22 protein-coding genes are annotated in these 20369 nt (G+C 44.0%); 6 read left to right on the forward strand and 16 right to left on the reverse strand.

Annotation, left to right across the window (positions count from 1 at the left end; translation table 11 throughout):
- Nucleotides 1–37: 37 nt before the first annotated feature.
- The gene (locus ABD010_RS12760) at nucleotides 38–400 is read right to left on the reverse strand and encodes a protease complex subunit PrcB family protein (RefSeq protein ID WP_343813690.1); all 363 of its coding nucleotides are present in this window, start codon (nucleotides 398–400) and stop codon (nucleotides 38–40) included.
- Between the two features lie 172 nt (nucleotides 401–572).
- Complete coding sequence (locus ABD010_RS12765) at nucleotides 573–1688, reverse strand: hypothetical protein (protein WP_343813694.1); 1116 nt, start codon at nucleotides 1686–1688, stop codon at nucleotides 573–575.
- A gap of 209 nt (nucleotides 1689–1897) precedes the next feature.
- Here ABD010_RS12765 and ABD010_RS12770 point away from each other — a divergent pair, with 209 nt between their 5' ends.
- The gene (locus ABD010_RS12770) at nucleotides 1898–3484 is read left to right on the forward strand and encodes a catalase (RefSeq protein ID WP_343813696.1); all 1587 of its coding nucleotides are present in this window, start codon (nucleotides 1898–1900) and stop codon (nucleotides 3482–3484) included.
- 220 nt (nucleotides 3485–3704) lie between these two features.
- Here ABD010_RS12770 and coaW read toward each other — a convergent pair whose 3' ends face one another.
- The 13 genes from coaW to ABD010_RS12835 form a co-directional block, all read right to left on the reverse strand.
- Nucleotides 3705–4523, reverse strand: coding sequence for a type II pantothenate kinase (coaW, locus tag ABD010_RS12775; protein ID WP_343813699.1), 819 nt, complete (start codon nucleotides 4521–4523; stop codon nucleotides 3705–3707).
- Between the two features lie 23 nt (nucleotides 4524–4546).
- Nucleotides 4547–4942 carry a DUF4181 domain-containing protein gene (locus ABD010_RS12780; protein WP_343813702.1) on the reverse strand — a complete coding sequence of 132 codons (396 nt, stop codon included), beginning with the start codon at nucleotides 4940–4942 and terminating at the stop codon, nucleotides 4547–4549.
- A 307-nt stretch (nucleotides 4943–5249) separates the two neighbouring features.
- Complete coding sequence (locus tag ABD010_RS12785) at nucleotides 5250–5864, reverse strand: PH domain-containing protein (RefSeq protein WP_343813704.1); 615 nt, start codon at nucleotides 5862–5864, stop codon at nucleotides 5250–5252.
- 87 nt (nucleotides 5865–5951) lie between these two features.
- Nucleotides 5952–6497 (reverse strand): O-acetyl-ADP-ribose deacetylase, encoded by a 546-nt coding sequence (locus ABD010_RS12790; protein WP_343813706.1) that lies wholly within the window; start codon nucleotides 6495–6497, stop codon nucleotides 5952–5954.
- Nucleotides 6498–6558: 61 nt separating this feature from the next.
- Nucleotides 6559–6894, reverse strand: a complete 336-nt coding sequence (locus ABD010_RS12795) for a hypothetical protein (RefSeq protein ID WP_343813708.1) — start codon at nucleotides 6892–6894, stop codon at nucleotides 6559–6561.
- A gap of 14 nt (nucleotides 6895–6908) precedes the next feature.
- Nucleotides 6909–7928, reverse strand: a complete 1020-nt coding sequence (locus ABD010_RS12800) for a C45 family autoproteolytic acyltransferase/hydrolase (RefSeq protein WP_343813711.1) — start codon at nucleotides 7926–7928, stop codon at nucleotides 6909–6911.
- 26 nt (nucleotides 7929–7954) lie between these two features.
- Nucleotides 7955–8512 (reverse strand): AAA family ATPase, encoded by a 558-nt coding sequence (locus ABD010_RS12805; protein ID WP_343813716.1) that lies wholly within the window; start codon nucleotides 8510–8512, stop codon nucleotides 7955–7957.
- A gap of 67 nt (nucleotides 8513–8579) precedes the next feature.
- Nucleotides 8580–9125: a class I SAM-dependent methyltransferase gene (locus ABD010_RS12810; RefSeq protein ID WP_343813719.1), complete on the reverse strand. Its 546-nt coding sequence runs from the start codon at nucleotides 9123–9125 to the stop codon at nucleotides 8580–8582.
- A gap of 11 nt (nucleotides 9126–9136) precedes the next feature.
- The gene (locus ABD010_RS12815; protein WP_343813722.1) at nucleotides 9137–10087 is read right to left on the reverse strand and encodes an ABC transporter permease; all 951 of its coding nucleotides are present in this window, start codon (nucleotides 10085–10087) and stop codon (nucleotides 9137–9139) included.
- A complete protein-coding gene (locus tag ABD010_RS12820; RefSeq protein WP_343813725.1) occupies nucleotides 10087–11007 on the reverse strand; it encodes an ABC transporter ATP-binding protein in 921 nt (306 codons plus the stop codon). The genes ABD010_RS12815 and ABD010_RS12820 overlap by 1 nt, the downstream gene beginning before the upstream one ends.
- A 19-nt stretch (nucleotides 11008–11026) precedes the next feature.
- A complete protein-coding gene (locus ABD010_RS12825; RefSeq protein ID WP_343814488.1) occupies nucleotides 11027–11224 on the reverse strand; it encodes a helix-turn-helix transcriptional regulator in 198 nt (65 codons plus the stop codon).
- Nucleotides 11211–11750: a DUF6773 family protein gene (locus ABD010_RS12830; RefSeq protein ID WP_343813728.1), complete on the reverse strand. Its 540-nt coding sequence runs from the start codon at nucleotides 11748–11750 to the stop codon at nucleotides 11211–11213. Before ABD010_RS12830 ends, ABD010_RS12825 begins: the two co-directional genes overlap by 14 nt.
- Before the next feature lie 328 nt (nucleotides 11751–12078).
- A complete protein-coding gene (locus ABD010_RS12835) occupies nucleotides 12079–13038 on the reverse strand; it encodes a nuclease-related domain-containing protein (protein ID WP_343813730.1) in 960 nt (319 codons plus the stop codon).
- A gap of 489 nt (nucleotides 13039–13527) precedes the next feature.
- Here ABD010_RS12835 and ABD010_RS12840 point away from each other — a divergent pair, with 489 nt between their 5' ends.
- The 5 genes from ABD010_RS12840 to ABD010_RS12860 all read left to right on the forward strand — a co-directional run bounded on the left by ABD010_RS12840 (nucleotide 13528) and on the right by ABD010_RS12860 (nucleotide 19677).
- Nucleotides 13528–15072, forward strand: coding sequence for a solute symporter family protein (locus ABD010_RS12840; protein ID WP_343814491.1), 1545 nt, complete (start codon nucleotides 13528–13530; stop codon nucleotides 15070–15072).
- Nucleotides 15069–16820 (forward strand): LytS/YhcK type 5TM receptor domain-containing protein, encoded by a 1752-nt coding sequence (locus ABD010_RS12845; protein ID WP_343813733.1) that lies wholly within the window; start codon nucleotides 15069–15071, stop codon nucleotides 16818–16820. Before ABD010_RS12840 ends, ABD010_RS12845 begins: the two co-directional genes overlap by 4 nt.
- Nucleotides 16821–16827: 7 nt before the next feature.
- Nucleotides 16828–17586, forward strand: coding sequence for a LytR/AlgR family response regulator transcription factor (locus ABD010_RS12850; protein ID WP_343813736.1), 759 nt, complete (start codon nucleotides 16828–16830; stop codon nucleotides 17584–17586).
- Nucleotides 17587–17788: 202 nt separating this feature from the next.
- Entirely contained in the window at nucleotides 17789–18145 is a 357-nt protein-coding gene (locus ABD010_RS12855) for a DUF485 domain-containing protein (protein ID WP_343813738.1), read from the forward strand.
- The gene (locus tag ABD010_RS12860) at nucleotides 18142–19677 is read left to right on the forward strand and encodes a solute symporter family protein (RefSeq protein WP_343813741.1); all 1536 of its coding nucleotides are present in this window, start codon (nucleotides 18142–18144) and stop codon (nucleotides 19675–19677) included. The genes ABD010_RS12855 and ABD010_RS12860 overlap by 4 nt, the downstream gene beginning before the upstream one ends.
- Nucleotides 19678–19869: 192 nt before the next feature.
- On the opposite strand, the gene ABD010_RS12865 is transcribed toward ABD010_RS12860, so the two are convergent.
- Complete coding sequence (locus ABD010_RS12865) at nucleotides 19870–20319, reverse strand: flavodoxin domain-containing protein (protein ID WP_343813745.1); 450 nt, start codon at nucleotides 20317–20319, stop codon at nucleotides 19870–19872.
- Nucleotides 20320–20369: the final 50 nt, after the last annotated feature.

Raw genomic sequence — 20369 nt, forward strand, 5'->3', positions numbered from 1 at the left:
ACTGTGTATATATTCGGCGAAAAGGTGCCAAAACCCTTTATTTTTCCCCATTTTTCTTCCGTTTAAATTGAAATTCTCCTTTCACCTCACCGTCCAATACTGCAATTGCCATAGGATATGTCAGCACCTGAATATTAATGGAACCTTGCTCGGGCTCTGTCACACTGTAGCTCACCAGATTAATGCTGTTGCCATTTTCTGTTTTGGCCCGACGGATTTGTTCCATTTCCACGTTGTAACCGCCTGTTGTCTTTTGACCGAGCAGGATTACAACATACGTTTTCCCGTTTTCACGAAACACTTTATTCTGTTGCTTTGAACGGTTTTGCCGGATCCATTCCTGAACATTATCAGGTGCAGCATCCACTTTGGTTTTTTGAAATGCAAGTTTGTCAGACATTGAGCTGTCCTCCTTTACTGTTGATCCGCAACCGGGTAAAAAAATCATTAATACCACGATTATAGAAATGCTGATGGATTTTTCCGCCATTGCTTCCATCCTTTCTATATTATGAAATCAGGATGATTGTGATTACTTTATGAAAGCGGGATGTCCATAAACCACCCTGCCTTCATTCTTCCAAAAAACCCTCATTATGTTCTGTCTCTTTATAGCGCTGCCGTTGACGATGCCCGTACATAATTTTCCGAACTGCTTCGTTATCTTCAAGACCCGACCCGATAGCTCCTGCAATAGTTGCAACGGATGTGACGAGCCACGCAAGCTGAAAGAAATGGCCGGAAGTAACTTCTTCTCCAAGTCCAACTGTGCTTTCAAACAGATCAGGCGGAACGAAAAAGACAACCGCCAGCAGGAACAAAACATACATGACGATGTAATAGGCTAATACTGCAGTCGTTAACGTTCCCACTGTTATCATATTGTAGAGCAATGTTAGCTTCCGGTTGGTTCTTACGGAGTTCTTTTCCCATAAATTATGCGCGAAAATGATCCAGGTAACCATCGCCGCCATTGCAACTATCATGAGTACAATGAACCGCAAATAACCGTATGCTGCACTGATGCTCCACAATGTCGTGAAAACCAACCCGTACGCACCGGAGGCAAAGGCGATTGCAACGACACTTTTAAAAGCCGGAATTATTCTCCATGGCCGATTGGCATACGTCATCCCTGCCAGAAGTCGAAAAATCCCTTGTATCCTTGGTACCACAATAAACCGGACTCCGGTATTTCGCTCGCTTGGCAAAACCATTTTGACTGGGGATAAAACAAGTCCGCTTCTTAACAGCTTTTTATTATTTTGTATCGAATGGCCACTATCCCCGTCCATACGGAAATATAATTCACCAACCATTTGTATAATCGCTTTTTTGACACGGGTCTTTAAGGGGAACGCACCACACGCCGGCAAGGAAATCTGTGCAACACCATACCGGTCATCATCCTCTGCCAGCACAACTTTTTTATCAGAGAAGATAGGCATGTCCGTCAGACATATCGCATAATGCCAGCTGTTCTCCTTTTTTAATGTTACCGCCCGTTGTATAATCTCATCGCCTCTTCCTGAAGCACCCGTAAGCTGATCACGAACAACTTCAACATTCCAGGAAATCGTACTGTCAATTTGCCTTGAAAATGCAGATGCAAGACTGCCAGCCAGCTTATTGACTATATCCTCGGGCAGCTCAGGCGCAGGAATCAGTCCGACTGATATCTGTTTCAAACATAAAAACTCCCATTCTGTGAAAGCGGCTCAGCTATGATTTAATAAAAAATGTTTCTCCCTATATTTAATACCCATATATTTCCCGATTCAAGCAATGACAAACACATGAAAATCCAATTACCGTGATTATCCTAGTCATTTCTGGCAAGACTATTTTTTAGAATGCTTTTTATGTTCAACTTACTATTTGAAATGGAGGAAACAAAATGGCTGATAAGAGAGAAACAAATTTGGAAAAGGATGACACGTTAACGACCAGACAGGGCCATCCGGTCACCAACAATCAAAGCATAAGGACAGTAGGAAACCGCGGCCCTGCAACACTGGAAAATTATGATTATATTGAAAAGATAAGTCACTTCGACCGCGAAAAAGTGCCTGAACGAATTGTACATGCCCGCGGTGCAGGCGCACATGGTTATTTTGAGTCGTACGGAACAGTCGGCGAAGACCCGGCATCCAAATATACCAGAGCAAAAGTATTTCAGGATAATGGAAAACAAACGCCGCTCTTTGTTCGTTTTTCGACGGTTGTGCATGGACGGCATTCCCCGGAAACAGTCCGTGACCCACGTGGATTCGCCATTAAATTTTATACCGAAGATGGTAATTGGGACCTGGTTGGAAACAACATAAAAATCTTTTTTATCCGCGATGCCATGAAATTTCCGGACATGATTCATGCATTCAGACCGGATCCGGTTACCAATATTCAGGACAGTCAGCGCTTTTTTGACTTTTGCTCAAGCTCGCCTGAATCATTTCATATGGTGACATTTATGTATTCACCATGGGGAATTCCCGCAAATTACCGGATGATGCAGGGTTCCGGCGTGAACACATATAAATGGGTGAACAGCGATGGTGAAGCCGTCCTGGTGAAATACCACTGGGAACCAAAACAGGGAATAAAAAATTTAACGGTAAAAGAAGCCAATGAGATTCAGGCCACCAACTTTAATCATGCAACACAGGATTTGTACGATGCGATTGAGAAGGGCGACTATCCGGAATGGGAGTTGTTTGTTCAAATAATGAGCGATGGGGAACACCCGGAACTGGACTTTGATCCACTGGATGACACAAAACTATGGCCGGAAGATAAGTTCCCATGGCTGCCGGTGGGAAAAATGGTGCTGAACAAAAATCCGGAAAACTTCTTTAACGAAGTCGAGCAGGCAACATTCGGTACAGGTGTACTGGTTGACGGGCTCGATTTCTCCGATGATAAGATGCTGCAGGGAAGAACATTTTCCTATTCAGATACACAACGATATCGTGTTGGAGCAAACCACTTACAGCTTCCGATCAATGCGGCTAAAAAACGGGTAGCAACCAATCAGGATGGCGGACAGATGCGTTATGAAACAGACCAGTCTTCTAAGCAAAACCCGCATATTAATTATGAACCATCAACAATTGGCGGATTGAAAGAAGCAGAACAAACCGGCAAGGAATATACGCCAAAAGTGGAAGGGAACCTTGTTCGTGAAAAGATCGACCGCCAAAGCAATACAAAACAGGCAGGAGAAACGTACCGACAGTTTGACGATTGGGAAAAAGATGAGCTGATATCCAATCTAATCGGTGATCTTGCCGAATGTGACAAGCGAATTCAGGATAAAATGGTTGCCCTTGCGGAAGAAGCAGATGATGAGTATGGCAAGCGGCTTAGAGAAGGACTGGCACACGCGGAAAAGTCCGGTTCCAGCAAAAATCCGCTCGGAAATAAAGACAGTGAAAAAGCACCAGATCAGGCCATTGAAAAAGGACATGACGCAGATAGGTATTGAATGGAAGCACCTTTCTAATTTGGAAAGGTGCTTTTAAAATTAGAAAGTGTACAATATATCTGTACAATTAATCTCTTGAGTGAATCTAACTGCTTTTGTCCCATATTTTGTTAAAGTACTGAAGTTCACAATTGCGCCTTCACTAACTACTGGTCATGAAGAAAATGTACTTGTCAGTTATGTATCAGCACATATTCTTTGGTGAAATGACCAAATTCGCTCAGTCAATTGACAGCATTGCACCGACTGCACCACTGTATTCACCCTTTTCCAAAAAAATCGGGGTCTTCTCCAGCATGATGGTATACTTGCTGACAGTCTCCCGCAAAAGCCGATTCATGCGGAATGATGAACCTATATACACCATTTGATCCACGTTATATTGCATTGCCGTCGGGATGGTGATAGACACGATTACTTCCCCAATCATTCCGGTGATCGAAGCCAGGATATCTGCATTTTCAGGGGCGTATGCCGCCATTTTTTCTGTTTTACCAAAGTTACTTGCAGTCAAATCACCTGAAATTGGCGAAAGTGTTCCTTCAAAGATATCCTTCACTTTGAGATCAACGTTTCCCCTGTTACCATTCCCGGCAAGCTGCACGATTTGTTTATAGTCATGGATGCCCGTTGTTAATTGAGCAAGACCCATCAATGTTCCGCCGCCAATGCCTGATCCGCCTGTCCGTTCCTGTTTGCCGTCATTTACCACATGAATCGATGTGCCTGTGCCGACATTTACGAACAGAAATGGCTCAACAAGCGCCTGGTCCTGGTGATTTGCGAGAAACTCGATGCCTTTTGTTGTTGCATCAAACTCGACCATCGTTTTAGCAGGCGCCTGCCATTTTTTCGTCAGCAGCTCACTTTTTCCCCCAGTGACACATACATCAGGATTATCAAGTTGACTCGACAGCCACTCGACAGTATATTCCATATCGGCTGACGGCACCGATTGATAACGTATGGATCCATTAGTTTGATACGCAATTTTAGTAAGTGTCCCGCCAGCATCAATACCTACTTTTGTTTGGACCATCTATTATCTCCTCCGTTATCCTTCTACCATAGATTAAATAATCCAAAAGCATCTGAACTCAACGTATAATACATGACAACAAGCCCAAAGATAAGTTGGTTAATCGTCAAAAGGTAATCGTTTTTTCCTTTTTTATACTTAAACTCCATAATTGCCCGTAGAACCTCTCCTAAATTAAGAAAAATTACCGTTAAAATCATTGATACCTGTGCAGAATATTTCATAAGCTGATAGTTGCTGCTGAAAACAATGATCGAAACCAGGACAAGAATGATGTACACTATCCGTAATGACCAATCCGCTTTTTTATGTGTTTCATTGATATGACCGGAAGAAAAGAATTTTTTCCGTTCTACATGAAGCACCTTTCGCATTACCGTATTAAATACGAAGATTACCAGCACCAGCCAGCCAAGCATTCCGAACAGCTTTATCCAAAACCCAGCGTCCGGGCCATAGTAATCGATGCTACCCCCCCTTTTTTCTTTTGCCGATGAGATTTATTTCGACAAAATCAGCCGAATCCCCTTCCCAATTCAGATTATTTTTACTGCACAATTCTTATCCCTCATCCTCTTCAAAAAGGATTAGAAAACTTGGTTGTCACCAAGCCTTTAGGTGACAGCCTTAGTTGCACTTATGCAGTAAGAAAGCATTTTATACTTTCTTAACTGCCAAACAAAAAACCGGACAGCGCAGCAGCACCATCCGGCATAAGTAGCTTTTTTAGTTATTTATATATTTCTCGAAAATTGCTCCGAAGTCTTTTTCATGGTATTGTTCACGGGCATTTTTAAACCATTCAAAGCTGAATTCAGTCAATGCTTTGTATTGATCCGCTGTATTGGCTTCCGATGTACGGGAATTGTGCAGAATCGTTGCAGCCTTATCCAAACTTTGCTCTGCTTTATTCAGAATAATACTGTTTTCATGTGTTTGTTCAGAAATAAACAGCAGGGCTTTATACAAGTCTTTCAATCTGTCAATCTGGTCTTTCTGCACATCGATAGTGATGGGGATATTTCCTAATGTGAATTTTATCTCGATATCCATATCAATTGTTCCAGCTGTTTCCAGCAAAACATCTGAAATTGTATACTGGGAATACGGATAGCGTCTTAGTGTGCGTTTGGAAGAAGTTGCTTTCTCACCGTCAACATGAATAAGTGCCACATTGGTGAAGCAATACTCATCCATTTTTGTCTTAATCAAAAAGTAAATCTGTTCATCATCTTCATGTCTCACATAATCATCGGCATCAGTTTTATCGTAATCCTGCGGGTCAATAATTTTCCCGATATCGGACAACCCCAATGCGTCTGAAGCAAACTTTTTAAACATCAGTGACTCCCTTTCTTCTTCAAAATTGTTTATTCTGAATCATTATACCATTACATGTGCACGGTTAGAACCCGATTAACATGGATTTTAAAGTTTTTCCAATTCACGTTTGTACACATCATAGTCCTGATCAGAAAACAGTGTCATAACCACTTTTCCAAATGAGTAGTCTGAAAGAAATTCCTTTATCGTTCGGACAGCTGTCCCGGCAGCCTGCTCGAGTGGAAACCGATAGACTCCGGTTGAAATCGAAGGAAACGAAATACTGCGCAGTCCTTTTTCTCTGGCCAGTTCAAGAGAATTTCGGTAGCAGTTTGCAAGCAGCTCGTTTTCTTTTCCATTGTGATTATTCCAGATTGGACCGACCGTATGGATCACATAATCTGCCGGAAGATGATATCCGCCGGTAATCACCACTTCACCAGCAGGCAATTGGCGTCTACAAAGCTGTTCATTCCGGACCGCCTTGCATTCCTGTAACAGTTCACTTCCGGCCGCCCGGTGAATAGCGCCATCCACACCACCGCCGCCCATCAATGAGCCATTTGCTGCATTTACAATGGCTTCTGTCGTTTGCCTGGTAATGTCACCGGTAATCAGTTCCAATTCATTGCCGTTGATTTCTGTCAGCATACGTAACCTCCTTTTCTCAGCTGAACAATTATCCACAAAAACAGGCATTATAACCTGTTCACTACCCTTCTTCCGCCCTCTCTTCTGTTCCTTCAAGTTTATCCCGCCTGAGATACATTGTCGTGATAAGTGCTGCCTCACTGACAATGAACAGGCATCCACCCAGTACAAGGCCACCGTAAAACAATGCCTCGCTCGTTCCCCAAACACCCAGGAACCAGCCAAAAACCGCACATGCTGTGAGGAATAAATTGATTACGCATGCCAGAAACACCTGCGAGCCAAAATAACCAGTCATTCTAATCATTTTGTACCCGGAAAAATAACTGGCAGCCAATGACATAATAATAAAGAATATATAAAAAAATAGTGCTGAATTATTTCCTTCCAGAGTCATGTTGATGTTCCTTTCTACCCATTTTCGATGATGCCTTCCAATCTATGTTTGTTGATATTTTCACCGGATATCCATCGGTCAAAATGGAAATCAAGTACGTGCTCACTTTTGGCGATGGCGGTCAAAATCCTGGAGTTCTCTCGTTCATAAGAAAACGTGTGCAGCGTTCCAAATAACCCGGCATAATCTTCATAGAACAGAGGGGAATTCTGGTCTCGAAAATAATTAAACGCTCCCCTCTGCGATAACAATTCGCGTTCCATTCCTCCCAGGTGTGCCTGCCGATGCAATGAATTATCGATTTCAAGTCTGTTCTGTTTTTGCATGGACTCATCCTGAAAATGATTTACACACGTCAGAAATTCTTCATGACGCCGAACAATCACCTTTTCAGGGCTAGCTTCCACAACAACAATGTTTCCGAATGTATCAGACATGGAAAAATTATAGCAAGCTGCATGTGGGATTTCACGCAAAAGATTGATAGCTTCGTCCGCGGTCGTACATGTGTCAAGCACCATCCGCACTGCCATCCATGCGGAAATCCCTGTTGTATAACCGGTATTGCTGACAAAATGAAGTCCGATCACCAGCCCATGCTGATTGACGCCATCATGCCGGCCGAGCACCTGGAGATTATATCCTGCTGTGGCAAACGCTTCATCAGGCTGTATCAAACTAAAGTACCCATCATACAAGTCAGGCGAAAAATCATAATTCCGAACGTAAAAAGTGTTCGTCATCATCGCTGTACACCCAAGTGCCTGTGGTCTGGGCACATCATATCCGCTGAATAACGCTGCAGCTTTTAACCTGGACAGCTTTGCACCTTCCGCAACCCCATACAATTCTTCCAATAAATGGGGTGCAATTGATTGATAGATTTGTTCCATTTCTTTCGTATCAATTTCCTGCCTCGTAATTCCGTCAAACATCTTCATGATCGGGGTTCCGGCAATCTTGTTCCCCAATTCAAACCCAATCTCTCCTGCGTTTCCCCTATGCTGAAATATATGTACGATAAAATCAGACATATCGAGTCCCCTTTAATTATCGGTTCTTATAAACCAAACTTTTCCTGTATCATGCCCGCCGTTTTTGCAGCACTCAGATTGGTATTATGGATTCGGATATAATTCTTATGCTTCATTTCACCATCAAATGAATTAAACCGTTCTTTTTCCATGGATTGGAGCAGTTCTTTTTCGGAAAACGCCGTATTCCTTTTGGTCGGCTTGTGTTCCAGCCTGTTTGGGGTATTATTCCGCTTGAGCCGTTCATCAACATCCGCTTCCAATTCAACAAAATAAATGTCAGCCCCGGCATCCGAAAAAATGTCGCACATTTCCCTAACCGCATCCCAATCCTCTTGCCGGTTTAATGCCCAGACGAAGGTGAAAATCAGGCCATCGAGATCACTTTTGGCAACTGCCTTAAAAATTTCCATCCGAAACATGTCTGAAAGCCGCCACATCTCCTCGCCGAATCCGAAAAATGGTTCAAGCAAATCAATCGTCATGTGGTTATGGAGGAGTTTTAATCCGGTTATTTTTTCCAACTGCTGTCCCACTGTCATTTTACCCACTGCCTGTGGTCCGAACAACAAGACGAGTTTCATATGGATTCCTCCTGCAGGCGAAAAATGTTTTGCATGACATCCGCTCCCCAATCGTTTTATTCATACATTACCGTTTAACCGCATCCAAAATCAAGGATGGGACCCTGATGATGCCACCCTGATTTCTCGGATCAATTTTTTTGGAACGGAAGATCGCCCCGTCATTTATATCCCAATCCGTTTCATGAAATTGGCCATATTCATCACAGTATTCAAGCAGGTTCACCTCAAACCCTGCATCTTCAAACAGTTTTGTTAATGTTCGATGATTGTAGACGATTTTATGGCTGGCGGCAGGATGATCCGCCGGCCCCGGTCCGCCTACTTGAACGATTTGTTGATAGGACTCATCCGGAAAATAACCATCCGGCACTGCGCAACGGATATAACCTGCCGGCTGCAGATACCGGTAACAGCGCCTGGCTGCTTCCAGTCCTTCGTCATAGGTAAGGTGCTCCCAGACATGTTCAGCAAGAATCGCTGTAATGGAATTTTCCGCAAACCGGTTTTGCCAGGTATGTTCCTGCAGCAGGTCCAGTTCATCTTCATTGGTATGGCTCCAACCGGGATTGTTGTTATATTCCCCGGCGCCGATTACAATTTTCGTTTCCATTCAAAACCACCTCATATACTCACATCGCGCTTTTTAAAGATAATAAAGGACAGGGATAAAAACAGAGCCAGGTAGATAACGAGCATGATGATTGAAAATTGCAGCGTCATCCCCTCCACAATTGGACCACCTTCGAAATACAAATTCAGATTGGTGTTGGCAAACAGGGAATATTTTGCCCAGTCAGTGACAATAGCGAGCATGTTCGTTGCCATCGATCCGATAAACAACAGTACGATAGAAACTGCAATCGCAATGGCTTCGCTTCTGAAAATGCTTGATATCATGAAGGCCAGCGCAGTGAGCATCAGCAATGTTACACTGCTGGACAAATAACTTACGCCCAAGTATAGTGTGCGCGACCACTCGTAAACTTCGCCGCCGCTTGCTGATAAATGTGTTGCTGCTCCATCAAAGCCAAACAGAAGGCCTCCAACCGCAAACGAAACCACGAAAAGCAGCAGCAGCAGGAACAGCCCGAAGAGAATAGCGGTCACAAATTTGGCTGCGAGTATTTGAATCCTCGATGCTGATCGGACAAGCAACAATTTGATTGTGCCCGTTTTAAATTCCTGTGAAATAATAGCTGCTCCGACGATGATGACGAATGCACCGATAAGTTGTACGAGACTCATGTTGGTGTCCATATACGTCCAGGCATTTTCCTTCTCATACGGGGAAATACCATGCTCCAGCCGGTAATCGTTAATCGCCTGCTGATTAATCGCGTAACTTTCCAGGTAAGGGTTATTTGCTTCTTTTTCCTCCTTGGCCAATTCCTTGTTCTCCTGTGTCAACTCGGTACGCCACTGTTCCTCACCCGGAAGTTTTTCATCCTGCTGATTGTAAAATGTAAATATTGCCGTGGCGGCGATCCCCAGGATTACCAGCCCGCACATCACATATGTGCTGATTTTGTTGAACAATTTCATCCATTCATTACCGATCAATTTAAAAAACATTATGATACACCTCCACTCGTCACTTCAAAAAAGCGATCTTCGAGTGACTGTTTTTCCAAAATAGATTGATAGACGATAATTTCATTTCCAACCAAGTATGTGATTATTTCTCCCATTTGGTCTTTTGTTGCCTGAAGACGGAGCCGACCCTCCAGAAACTGAACGTCGATGGATGGAAATCTATCAGCGATCAGTTCTTGTGCCTTGTCTCGTTCATCGACCTCCAGTGTAAAAAAGCTGGTTCTAGCTGGTTGTTCTGATTCTCCTTTTACGTTTTCCACCTTGGCAATTTTACCTTCCTGAATGATGGCAAACCGGTCACAGATCAGTTCAATTTCTGACAACAGGTGACTGGAGATTAAAATAGCGACATTCTCTTCTTTCGCCACCCTTCTGAGATAATCCCGCATTTCCTTAACCCCGGCAGGATCAAGTCCATTTGTCGGCTCATCCAAAATCAGGACATCCGGACCGTGCAGCATCGCCTGTGCAATTCCAAGCCGCTGCTTCATCCCCAGTGAAAACTTGCGTACCTTCTGTTTTTTTACATGAGATAACCTGACAAGTTCCAATCGCTTTTGGATGTCCTCTTTTGTAACATTGCTGCTCATGCGTCCAAAGTGGATCAGGTTCTTTTCAGCCGTCAGATATTTATACATTTCCGGGTTCTCAACAATTGTGCCAACATGCCCAATCGCCTTTTTAAAATCATGTACAACGCTTTGCCCGCTAATGGTAATGTCACCTTTCGTAACGTTCGTCAGCCCGACAATCATGCGAATTGTTGTTGTTTTCCCGGCCCCATTCGGTCCGAGAAAGCCAAATATCTCACCCGGATAAACATCAAATGAAACATCATCAATAATTTGTTGCCTTCCTATTTTTTTGTGAACATTTTTAAGCGATAATACCGGTTCCACTATACAACCACTCCCTCATTTATTTTTCATCCCAGAACAGATCATCAAGTGTTTTGCCCAGTGCCTTGCAAATCGACAGACACAAACTCAGGGTCGGATTATATTTTCCCAATTCAATCAACCCGATAGTCTGTCTGGAAACCCCTGTCCGTTCGGCAAGTTCCTGCTGTGATAGATCATGCTCCGCCCGGGCCATTTTCAGTTTAATGTTTTTCATCGGAATCACCGTCTTCATCCATGTCATCCAGCTGCTTTTCCACTGCTTTGTCACTTTTTTTCTTCATGGCAGTGTGACTGATTACAAGTACCAAAACGAAGAACGGCACATAGATGATCAGGGAAACAAACATGACCAGAAAAAAGGTGTAAATCGGGTTACCGGTGTTTTCACCATATAAAATGGCACTGCGCGTTCCGAAAAAGAGTGCAATAGCAACCCCAAAAATCAAGCCCTTTATCAGCATTTTCTTTTCCATGGGCATTTTGCTGGTGCGGTCGTGCATTTCCACTTCATCGGAAAAAATCCCCATGCCCGCGGAACGAAACGCGTAATAAACTCCCTGTGCTAAAAGAATGATCATCTCTGTATAAATGGCATCCGTTCCCATTCCATACAAAAAAATCTTAATGATTGCTGATATCATACAGATGACCAGAACAAGAATGTACAGTTCCCTGTAAATTTTATTCTGAAGATTGATGACCCGCTCATCTTTCATGTTGTTTTTACGAAAAAAACCCATATCGCATCCTCCATTCGTGATGTGTGAGTTTATTATATGTCAGGCCGTAGCATTTTGCAATATATATTTTGCATTTTAATAAAAATAATTGTCATGCGGTAAGTTTTCCAGTTTCGATCTGATGCCGGCTGATGGTTTTTTGGTTTAGTACGGCGGGTTTGGGCTTTTATACGGCGGCTGCACACTAAAGTACGGCGGTTCCGGACCAAAGTACGGCGGGTTTTGCTGAAAGTACGGCGGGTTTCACCAAAAGTACGGCGCGTTGGCTTTTTTTGGGTGGGTTCTTTTGCTACTACATACGGAGCGTTGACCTGTGGTACAGTTACACTTATAAAATATAAATCCGCTTGTTTTTATCCCCGGTAAAACGATATTGTCCCCGTATCAGTAATCTTTTCATTTGATACGGGGAATTTACCAGTAAAAATTCTCTAGCTTCACGATTTGTAATACTATTTCCAATCAACAGCTTACGATCGGTTAACGAAGAAAGATGCGCATCTTTGGATGAATGGTTGCAGCTGCCACAATGCCAGTTTCCGTTTTCCAGAACCATTGGAACAGCATGGCAATTTGGACAGAACACCCCATGTATCAGCTCATTTTCCGCTACATGGAATTTGTGTAATACATCGATTTCAGGATCAGTATGCTTTTCCATGATAAGTGATGTCAACTTGTTTATGACGCCTTTATCTAGAATAGAAGTTTGATATTGTTTGTTTAATCTTTGGATGTTTTGGTGCAGAAGGTTACTGTGTATTACTTCTTCCGGGATGGACTGGTGTGGAAACATCGGTTTGATAATTGTGGTGGGATAACTGATGACAACGAAATGAAGAATTGGAATTTGTGGGAAACCATGCTTATTCAGCCATTTCCTCAGGCGGTAAGCTTGCAGTTTAACTTGAGGTATCGGGTTTGGGAGTCCTTCTTCCACCCCTGTATCACCTATGCGGATTACCTGTTTGTCTTCATCAAACAACAGTGTGCCATACCAATTTTTGGATTCAAGTAAAAGGATATTGGATTGCGCGAGGAGTAATACATCTATTTCAAAGAACTTATCATTGGAATCTCCCAATCTCGGGTTGTGAATGATACCGTAATCTGCTTCGGGAAGTAAACTCAGTGGAAACGTTAACGCCTGCTCCCCCCTGAAACCAGTCAGTTCGTTTCTGAGTTTGTTTCCAATCCTTTCTTTTTGTGGATGAAGCTCGCTGACTCGTCTATCCAGCGCTTCAAGCTGAAAAATATATCGAGATTTTACCAGTGGTTTCAATATCAAAACTACCACTACCTTTCTATGTTTTTTACTATAATACTATACTTCTTTGAAAAAGTGGAATTATTGTGGTTTTCAGCGGGATTGCAAGGTAAAATTTTCAAACAACATAACCCGCACATAAAGCGTGTATGTACGCTCGTGTGAACAGGCCGCCATCCAGCAGCATTCAGGGGGGGGGGTGACTCGTTCTTCGGCGGGTTTCGGCTTTTTATCGGCGGATTTGGCGCTTTCATCGGCGAGTTCCGGCTTTTTATCGGCGGGATCCCCTCTTTCATCAGCGGGTGCGACTCGTTCTTCGGCAGGTATGTCACAATAGGAATACTGTGCAGCAAAGTATTTATGCGGACAAAATTTGCCCGCTGTTGTGAATTTGCCAGGACTCTTTCCATTCTTTCCACATCAAATCTTTACTTACAGCACAGTTTAGCGTACTATTTATGTAATAAAATTTTCACTATTGCGACTAGTGGAGCGGAAGAAGGTGAGATGATGAATCTTACATATTTTCTGTTTTTCCTTTGTATTATCGTATGTACGCTGATTATTACCTATTGGGCGGCAAAACAGAGCAATACGGCCAATCAGTTTTATATTGCGGCGGGGAGTCTGAGCGGGATTCAGAACGGGATGGCGATTGCCGGTGACTATATCAGCGCCGCATCGTTTTTGGGAATAGTCGGGACAATTGCGATCACTGGGTTTGATGGCTTGCTGTATGCGGCCGGATTTCTCGTTTCTTATCTGATTGTTTTGTTTTTCATTGCAGAGCCGATCCATCACCTTGGCAACTATTCACTTGGGGATGTCATCTGCTCGCGTTTTCCGAGTTATCGGATGCGGTGGATGATGGCGGTTGGAGCATTTATTATATCTATTCTGTATATCATTCCGCAGCTGGTGGCAGCCGGGTTGCTGATTCGGTTGCTGCTGGATATTGAATATTCCACGTCAGTGCTTGTTATTGGGAGTCTGATGACGGTTTACGTTGTATTTGGCGGAATGTTCGCGACGTCATGGGTGCAAATTGTCAAAACAGTAGTGCTATTATCTGGAACGTTTCTCCTCTCACTGATGGTATTCGCCCAATTTGACTGGGATATCACACAACTGACAGAACAGGTCAAACAAGGAACACCGCTCAAAGAAAGCTTTTTTCTCCCGGGCAATTTACTGGAGAAGCCGCTGGAGGTAATTTCCCTGCAGCTCGCGCTTATTCTTGGGACCGCGGGCTTGCCGCATATTTTGATTCGTTTCTTCACTGTCCGGAATACAAAAGAAGTGCGCAAGTCGTTATTGACCGCGAGTTGGATTATCGGCGTTTTCTACCTGATTACACTTATTCTCGGGCTTGGGACGGTTGCACTAATAGGATATCACGAACTTATTGCAGTTGATCCGACCGGGAACCTGGCTGCTCCTCTGCTGGCGGAAACACTCGGTGGTGACTTCTTAATGGCGTTTATTGCCGCTATATCGTTCACGACAATTGTTGCTGTCGTTGCTGGTTTGGTCATTTCAGCCACAACTGCCTTCTCACATGATCTCTACTACCATATTATTAAAAAAAAGCAGACGAGCGAAAAAAATCAGGTGCGCGCAGCAAAATGGACAGCTTTTTTCGTTGGACTGGTCTCCACCTTGTTTGCACTGGGGCTGAAAAATATCAATGTTACATTTCTTGTTTCGTTAACGTTTACGGTGGCAGCATCAAGTAATCTGCCGGTACTGCTGTTTACGATTTATTGGAAGCGGTTTAACGAAACAGGAGCGATCATCGGGATGGCTGCCGGAATGACTGCATCCCTTATATTACTTATGTTTGGCCCGCATATTATGAACCCGGATAGCGGCTGGATTGCTCGTGAACCGCTTTTCCCACTGCAAAACCCGGGCATCATTGCGATTCCAATCGGCTTTCTTGGTGCAGTACTCGGATCTTTTTTCAGCAAAAATACGGAGCAAAGCAACCGGGAATTCCGGCGCTTTTATATCAAAGCGCAAACCGGAATCAACACAAAGGATGAGGCATCATGAAATATTTGACGATTGTATTATTTGAGCGGCTTGGACTGTTGCTTGTCATCGCATTTGTATTGACGCGCATTCCCGGTTTTCGTTCACTATTATACAGAGAATACGGCAAAATGATGTCACTTGTGCATATGTGTGTGTTCGGCCTATTCGGCATTACCGGCACAATTACCGGTGTGGTAATCATCGGTGATTCTACTGTCATTCGTGATTTCGTCTGGTCGGTTGAGGAAGGGCAGATGGTTGTCAGTTTGAGCCTGGTTGCCATTGTCATTGCCGGGCTGCTCGGAGGTCCTGTTGTCGGGCTTGGTGCAGGAATCATTGCAGGTGCCCATCTTTTTTATCTTGGAGGTATTGGTGTGATTGCAAATGCACTCGTCAATCCACTGACAGGCCTTTTGGCAGGATGGACAGCACGATTTTTTTCACAGGAGCGGGTTATCTCACCACTGAAGGCCTTGTTTATTGGTGTCTTCCCTCCCGTATTACACATGCAGCTACTGTTAATCGTTGAACCGGACCAGGAAAATATGATTGCGATTGTGAACGCGGTCGGCCTTCCGCTTGTGCTGTCAAATGCGATTGCGATCGCTATTTTCACAGCAATGATTGGCATCGCATTGCGTGAACAGGAAAATGAAGCTGCCCTGGCGACCAAACAAGCGCTGACAATTGCCGAAGAGGCACTCCCCTTTCTAAAAAAAGATTCACAGCAGGAAATGGCAGCCGGGATTACTGAACTGCTCTATAACCGGTTGAAACTGGCTGCTGTTTCCGTAACGAATGAAAAAGAGGTGCTGGCACACAATGGACTTGGAGCGGATCACCATCGTGCAGGCGACCGGCTGATTACCTCCCTGTCCCATCAGGCGCTTACTTCCAAGCAGATGCAGATTGCCTATTCCCAAGCAGACGTAGGGTGTAAAAATGACAATTGTCCATTGCAGGCTGCAATTATCATTCCAATCATGGACGCAAATACTGCAACCGGATTGATCAAATTTTACTTTAAAAAATCTCAACATATACGCCCGGTGGAAATTATGCTGGCACAGGGGCTTGGACAACTTATCTCTAACCAGCTGAATACACTTGCCACCGAAAAACTGAGAACGAGTATGCGGGATACCGAACTCCGGAACCTGCAGGCGCAAATTAACCCGCACTTCCTGTTTAATACCTTGCACCTGATTGCAGCACTATTTAGGAAAGATCCGGTCAAAGCCCGGCACATAACGATTCAATTGGCGCAATTTATGCGTTTCAACATCGGTCTCGTATCCGAATCGCTCGTCACGATGGAAAAAGAATGTGAGCATGTCAACGCATATATTGCCATCATCCAGACACGATTTTCCAAACAAATGGAAATTTCCTTTTCGGCGGCAGAAGGCATTTCCCACGTTCACATACCGCCATCGACCATTCAGCCGCTGGTTGAGAATAGTGTTCAGCACGGACTCCGGAACATTACTGCGGGCGGAAAGGTGACGGTATCCATCGAAAAAGCCGAAAATTCGCTTCACATAAACGTCATGGACAATGGAAGCGGTTTTCCAGAAGAAATTTTGCAGTTGGCCGGACAGACCGCATTGAAGAGCCGAAAAAATAAAGGTGCGGGCTTGTATAATGTCAACCAGCGGCTCATCAGTCTGCTCGGCGAACAGGCAAAACTCCGTATCCGAAATCTGAAAAGCGGCGGCAGTGAAGTTGCATTTACCATTCCAAATGAGGATCTAAGGAAAGGTTGATTATATAATGAAAAATTTGCATGTCATGATTGCTGAGGATGAACAACTGGCACGGGAAGAACTTGTCTATTTACTGGACAAAGAACCGGACGTGATTACCTGTCCAAGTGCAGAGACGGGTGAACAATTAATTGACCTGTACGTGAAGCATGAACCGGATATTATTTTCCTCGACGTACAAATGCCCGGGATATCCGGGGTTGAAGCTGCCAAAAGGATAGCTGACCTTGCTTATATCCAGAAGCCGTTATTTATTTTCACAACTGCTTTTGATACGTATGCCATGGATGCCTTCGAGGTCGAGGCGGTGGATTACTTGTTGAAGCCATATGATGAATCCCGTTTCCGGAAAACAATGAGGCGCATTCGAAAACTGATGACACAAATGGACGGAACCGTTCAGCAAGACATGGAGGAAAAAGAACCGTCACCAGGTGAGAAACTGCTCATTGATGATGGTGAGCGCATGGTTGTGCTTTCCCCGGATTCCATTTATTATGCCGTCCCGTCAAAACGTGTCCTTGAAATTCATACCAAGGGTGAGGTTATCGAAAGCAAAATGACGTTAAATGAACTGGAGAACAAGCTTAAAGGCGGATCTTTTTTCCGAACACACCGCAGCTATCTGGTTAACCTGGATTATATCCGGGAGATCACCCCTTGGTTTAACGGTACAAGCAACGTAACACTTACAGATCAGGACCACACAAGCCTGCCAGTCAGTCGCGCTGCCAGAAAAGTTTTGCTTGAAATATTTAAAAGGTAACCATTAATCCATCAATTTGTACAATTCAAACACATTTTACTGCCATTTACCCGAAAACACACTGCCTGTTCAATTCATCCCGTATACTAATAGAAAGCGTTTTCATTAGGTGGTGATCTATGCGGGAAATGAATGTAAATTTGGGGTTTTTGTTGGGCAGATGAAAAAGCGCAATCATATTCATATAAGGGAGAGGGTTATCTTGAGTAATGAAACACATGAAAAACAGCATGTCATCCCGAGTGAACAGATAGATTTTGAAAAGGTGGAGCAAAGCAGCAAATTCAAAAAGCTCATGCAGGACAGAAAGAAATTTATCTTGCCCATGACCGTCTTTTTTCTTGTCTTTTACTTTTTACTGCCGATTTTAACGTCCTACACAACATTCCTGAACACACCGGTGATTGGTGATATTTCATGGGTATGGCTGTTTGCCATTGCACAATTTGTGATGACATGGGTACTGTGCACACTTTATGTTAAAAAAGCGGCAATGTTTGATAAACAGGCGGATGATATTATTGAGGAACAGCTTAAGCGGAAGGGGCGTGCTTCATGAATACAACAGTAGTCGTCCTGTTTCTCGCAATTGTTGTACTGACGCTTATTATTACGTATTGGGCTGCAAAACAAACACAGACAACAACTGACTTCTATACGGCCGGCGGTGGACTGAAAGGATGGCAAAACGGAATAGCAATCGCCGGAGACTATTTATCGGCCGCCTCATTTCTAGGTATTGCAGGTGCAATTGCACTTTACGGCTTTGATGGATTCTTTTACAGCATTGGGTTCCTGATAGCCTATCTGGTCGTGTTGTTCCTGGTTGCAGAACCACTGCGAAACCTTGGAAAATATACGCTTGCTGATATGCTGAAGGCTCGGTTTGATGCTAAAAAAGTCCGCGGAACTGCCGCATTAAGCACCATCACGATATCCATCTTCTACATGATTGCCCAGCTTGTCGGGGCAGGCGCACTGATTCAGCTGCTATTCGACATACCATATTGGATTGCTGTTCTGATCGTTGGTGTCATGATGACCATTTACGTTCTGTTCGGCGGGATGATTGCGACAAGCTGGGTACAGATTGTCAAAGCAGTTCTGCTCATGGCAGGAATGGTTATTATTTCGTTCCTCGTATTAATGAAATTCAACTTCAATATCGGATCTATGTTCAGTGAAGTGAAAACAGTTACAAGTCATGGCGCTGATTACTTGAAACCCGGATTAAAATATACCGATCCAATGGGAACCATTTCCCTGATGATTGCCCTTGTACTCGGAACTGCCGGTTTGCCGCATATTCTGATGCGCTTTTTCACCGTTAAAGATGCGAAAACGGCAAGAAGTTCTGTTATTACCGCAACATGGGTCATTGGTATTTTCTATATTCTTACATTATTTCTCGGCTTTGGAGCGGCAGCATTTGTCGGGGAGTCAAACATTCTTGCAGCAAACCCGGGCGGCAACATGGCAGCACCACTGCTTGCGGAAGCACTTGGCGGCGACATTTTGTTCGCGTTCATATCAGCGGTAGCCTTTGCGACCATATTGGCGGTTGTAGCAGGACTCGTATTGTCCGGAGCGTCAGCATTCGCCCATGATCTGTACGGCCAGATTATCAAAAAAGGCCAGGCAACCGATAAAGAACAAATGATGGCTGCAAAATATGCCGCACTTGCTGTATCTGTGTTGGCCATCATCCTGGCACTGTTCGCACAATATTTGAACGTCGCCTTCCTGGTATCACTGGCTTTCTGTATCGCAGCAAGTGCTAACCTGCCCGTTATCCTGTATACCGTGTACTGGAAAAAGTTCAATACATCCGGAGCTGTCACCGCGATGCTGACCGGTTTATTCTCGGCATTGATTCTTGTTTCGCTAAGCCCGAGTGTTTTTTCCCCGGTTGAAGGGGCAGCACTGTTTACCGGTGATCCAATCTTCCCGCTGTCAAATCCGGCATTGGTATCAGTACCATTAGGATTCCTGGGCGGATATCTTGGTACCGTTCTATCCAAAGAAGCAAACGCAAAACGTTACGCAAAGGTAAAAGTGAAGGCGAATACAGGTTTCCGGGAGGCGGAATAATATTCAACCCCGAAATTAAGAGTGCCATTATAAATGGCGCTCTTTTTTGCTGGATTATTTGTAAGAGGGAGTAATGACTCGCAAGTCCGCTGAGGCTGTTGAAAGGACTGTTTTCCCTGTGAAGGACCGTATTCCCCTAGCACATTCTTTTCAGAAAAAGGGTCAGTCCGCTCAACTGACCCTTTTTGTGCATTATGCCAATTTTTGCAGTAAGCCTTCCGCATACTGCTTGCACGTCTCAATATCTTTTTTATCCGGCTCCAGCTCAATTTTCAGCTTTTCGCCATATAATTCTGCACCGCGTTCTGAAACCTTCGTTGCTAACGTGTCAAGCGCAGCACCATAAACGGGGTAGAACGAATCACAGGATCCGAAAACACCAATCAATTTTCCTGCCAGATCAACGTTATCCAGCTCATCATAAAAATCTTCTACCTCAAACGGCAGGTCATCGTCCCACGTGTAAGAGCCTATCAGAATTCCATCATATTCAAGCATGTTCTGAGCACTGTCGAGCGGTTCAAAATCAAATGACCTCTGATCCGCTTCATGCCCAAGTTCACGGATATGGTCACACATCGCTTCTGCCATCATCTCCGTACTGCCGGTCATACTTGCATATATCACTAAAATTTTTGCCATCAGCATACATCTCCCCTGTGTCATGATTACATCTATATTATACGTTGGAA

Origin of the sequence: Virgibacillus siamensis, from assembly GCF_039522605.1 — a bacterium.
GTDB classification, from domain to species: domain Bacteria; phylum Bacillota; class Bacilli; order Bacillales; family Amphibacillaceae; genus Lentibacillus; species Lentibacillus siamensis.

What these genes read in the sequence shown, in the direction of transcription:
- ABD010_RS12845 (WP_343813733.1), top strand. Translation starts at nt 15,069, where the DNA reads ATGAAATATTTGACGATTGTATTATTTGAGCGGCTTGGACTGTTGCTT.
- ABD010_RS12790 (WP_343813706.1), bottom strand. Translation starts at nt 6,497, where the DNA reads ATGCTGACAGAAATCAACGGCAATGAATTGGAACTGATTACCGGTGAC.
- ABD010_RS12830 (WP_343813728.1), bottom strand. Translation starts at nt 11,750, where the DNA reads ATGGGTTTTTTTCGTAAAAACAACATGAAAGATGAGCGGGTCATCAAT.
- ABD010_RS12825 (WP_343814488.1), bottom strand. Translation starts at nt 11,224, where the DNA reads ATGAAAAACATTAAACTGAAAATGGCCCGGGCGGAGCATGATCTATCA.
- ABD010_RS12850 (WP_343813736.1), top strand. Translation starts at nt 16,828, where the DNA reads ATGAAAAATTTGCATGTCATGATTGCTGAGGATGAACAACTGGCACGG.
- ABD010_RS12770 (WP_343813696.1), top strand. Translation starts at nt 1,898, where the DNA reads ATGGCTGATAAGAGAGAAACAAATTTGGAAAAGGATGACACGTTAACG.
- ABD010_RS12760 (WP_343813690.1), bottom strand. Translation starts at nt 400, where the DNA reads ATGTCTGACAAACTTGCATTTCAAAAAACCAAAGTGGATGCTGCACCT.
- ABD010_RS12860 (WP_343813741.1), top strand. Translation starts at nt 18,142, where the DNA reads ATGAATACAACAGTAGTCGTCCTGTTTCTCGCAATTGTTGTACTGACG.
- ABD010_RS12810 (WP_343813719.1), bottom strand. Translation starts at nt 9,125, where the DNA reads ATGGAAACGAAAATTGTAATCGGCGCCGGGGAATATAACAACAATCCC.
- ABD010_RS12865 (WP_343813745.1), bottom strand. Translation starts at nt 20,319, where the DNA reads ATGGCAAAAATTTTAGTGATATATGCAAGTATGACCGGCAGTACGGAG.
- coaW (WP_343813699.1), bottom strand. Translation starts at nt 4,523, where the DNA reads ATGGTCCAAACAAAAGTAGGTATTGATGCTGGCGGGACACTTACTAAA.
- ABD010_RS12780 (WP_343813702.1), bottom strand. Translation starts at nt 4,942, where the DNA reads ATGCTTGGCTGGCTGGTGCTGGTAATCTTCGTATTTAATACGGTAATG.
- ABD010_RS12795 (WP_343813708.1), bottom strand. Translation starts at nt 6,894, where the DNA reads ATGACTCTGGAAGGAAATAATTCAGCACTATTTTTTTATATATTCTTT.
- ABD010_RS12800 (WP_343813711.1), bottom strand. Translation starts at nt 7,928, where the DNA reads ATGTCTGATTTTATCGTACATATATTTCAGCATAGGGGAAACGCAGGA.
- ABD010_RS12785 (WP_343813704.1), bottom strand. Translation starts at nt 5,864, where the DNA reads ATGTTTAAAAAGTTTGCTTCAGACGCATTGGGGTTGTCCGATATCGGG.
- ABD010_RS12805 (WP_343813716.1), bottom strand. Translation starts at nt 8,512, where the DNA reads ATGAAACTCGTCTTGTTGTTCGGACCACAGGCAGTGGGTAAAATGACA.
- ABD010_RS12815 (WP_343813722.1), bottom strand. Translation starts at nt 10,087, where the DNA reads ATGTTTTTTAAATTGATCGGTAATGAATGGATGAAATTGTTCAACAAA.
- ABD010_RS12840 (WP_343814491.1), top strand. Translation starts at nt 13,528, where the DNA reads ATGAATCTTACATATTTTCTGTTTTTCCTTTGTATTATCGTATGTACG.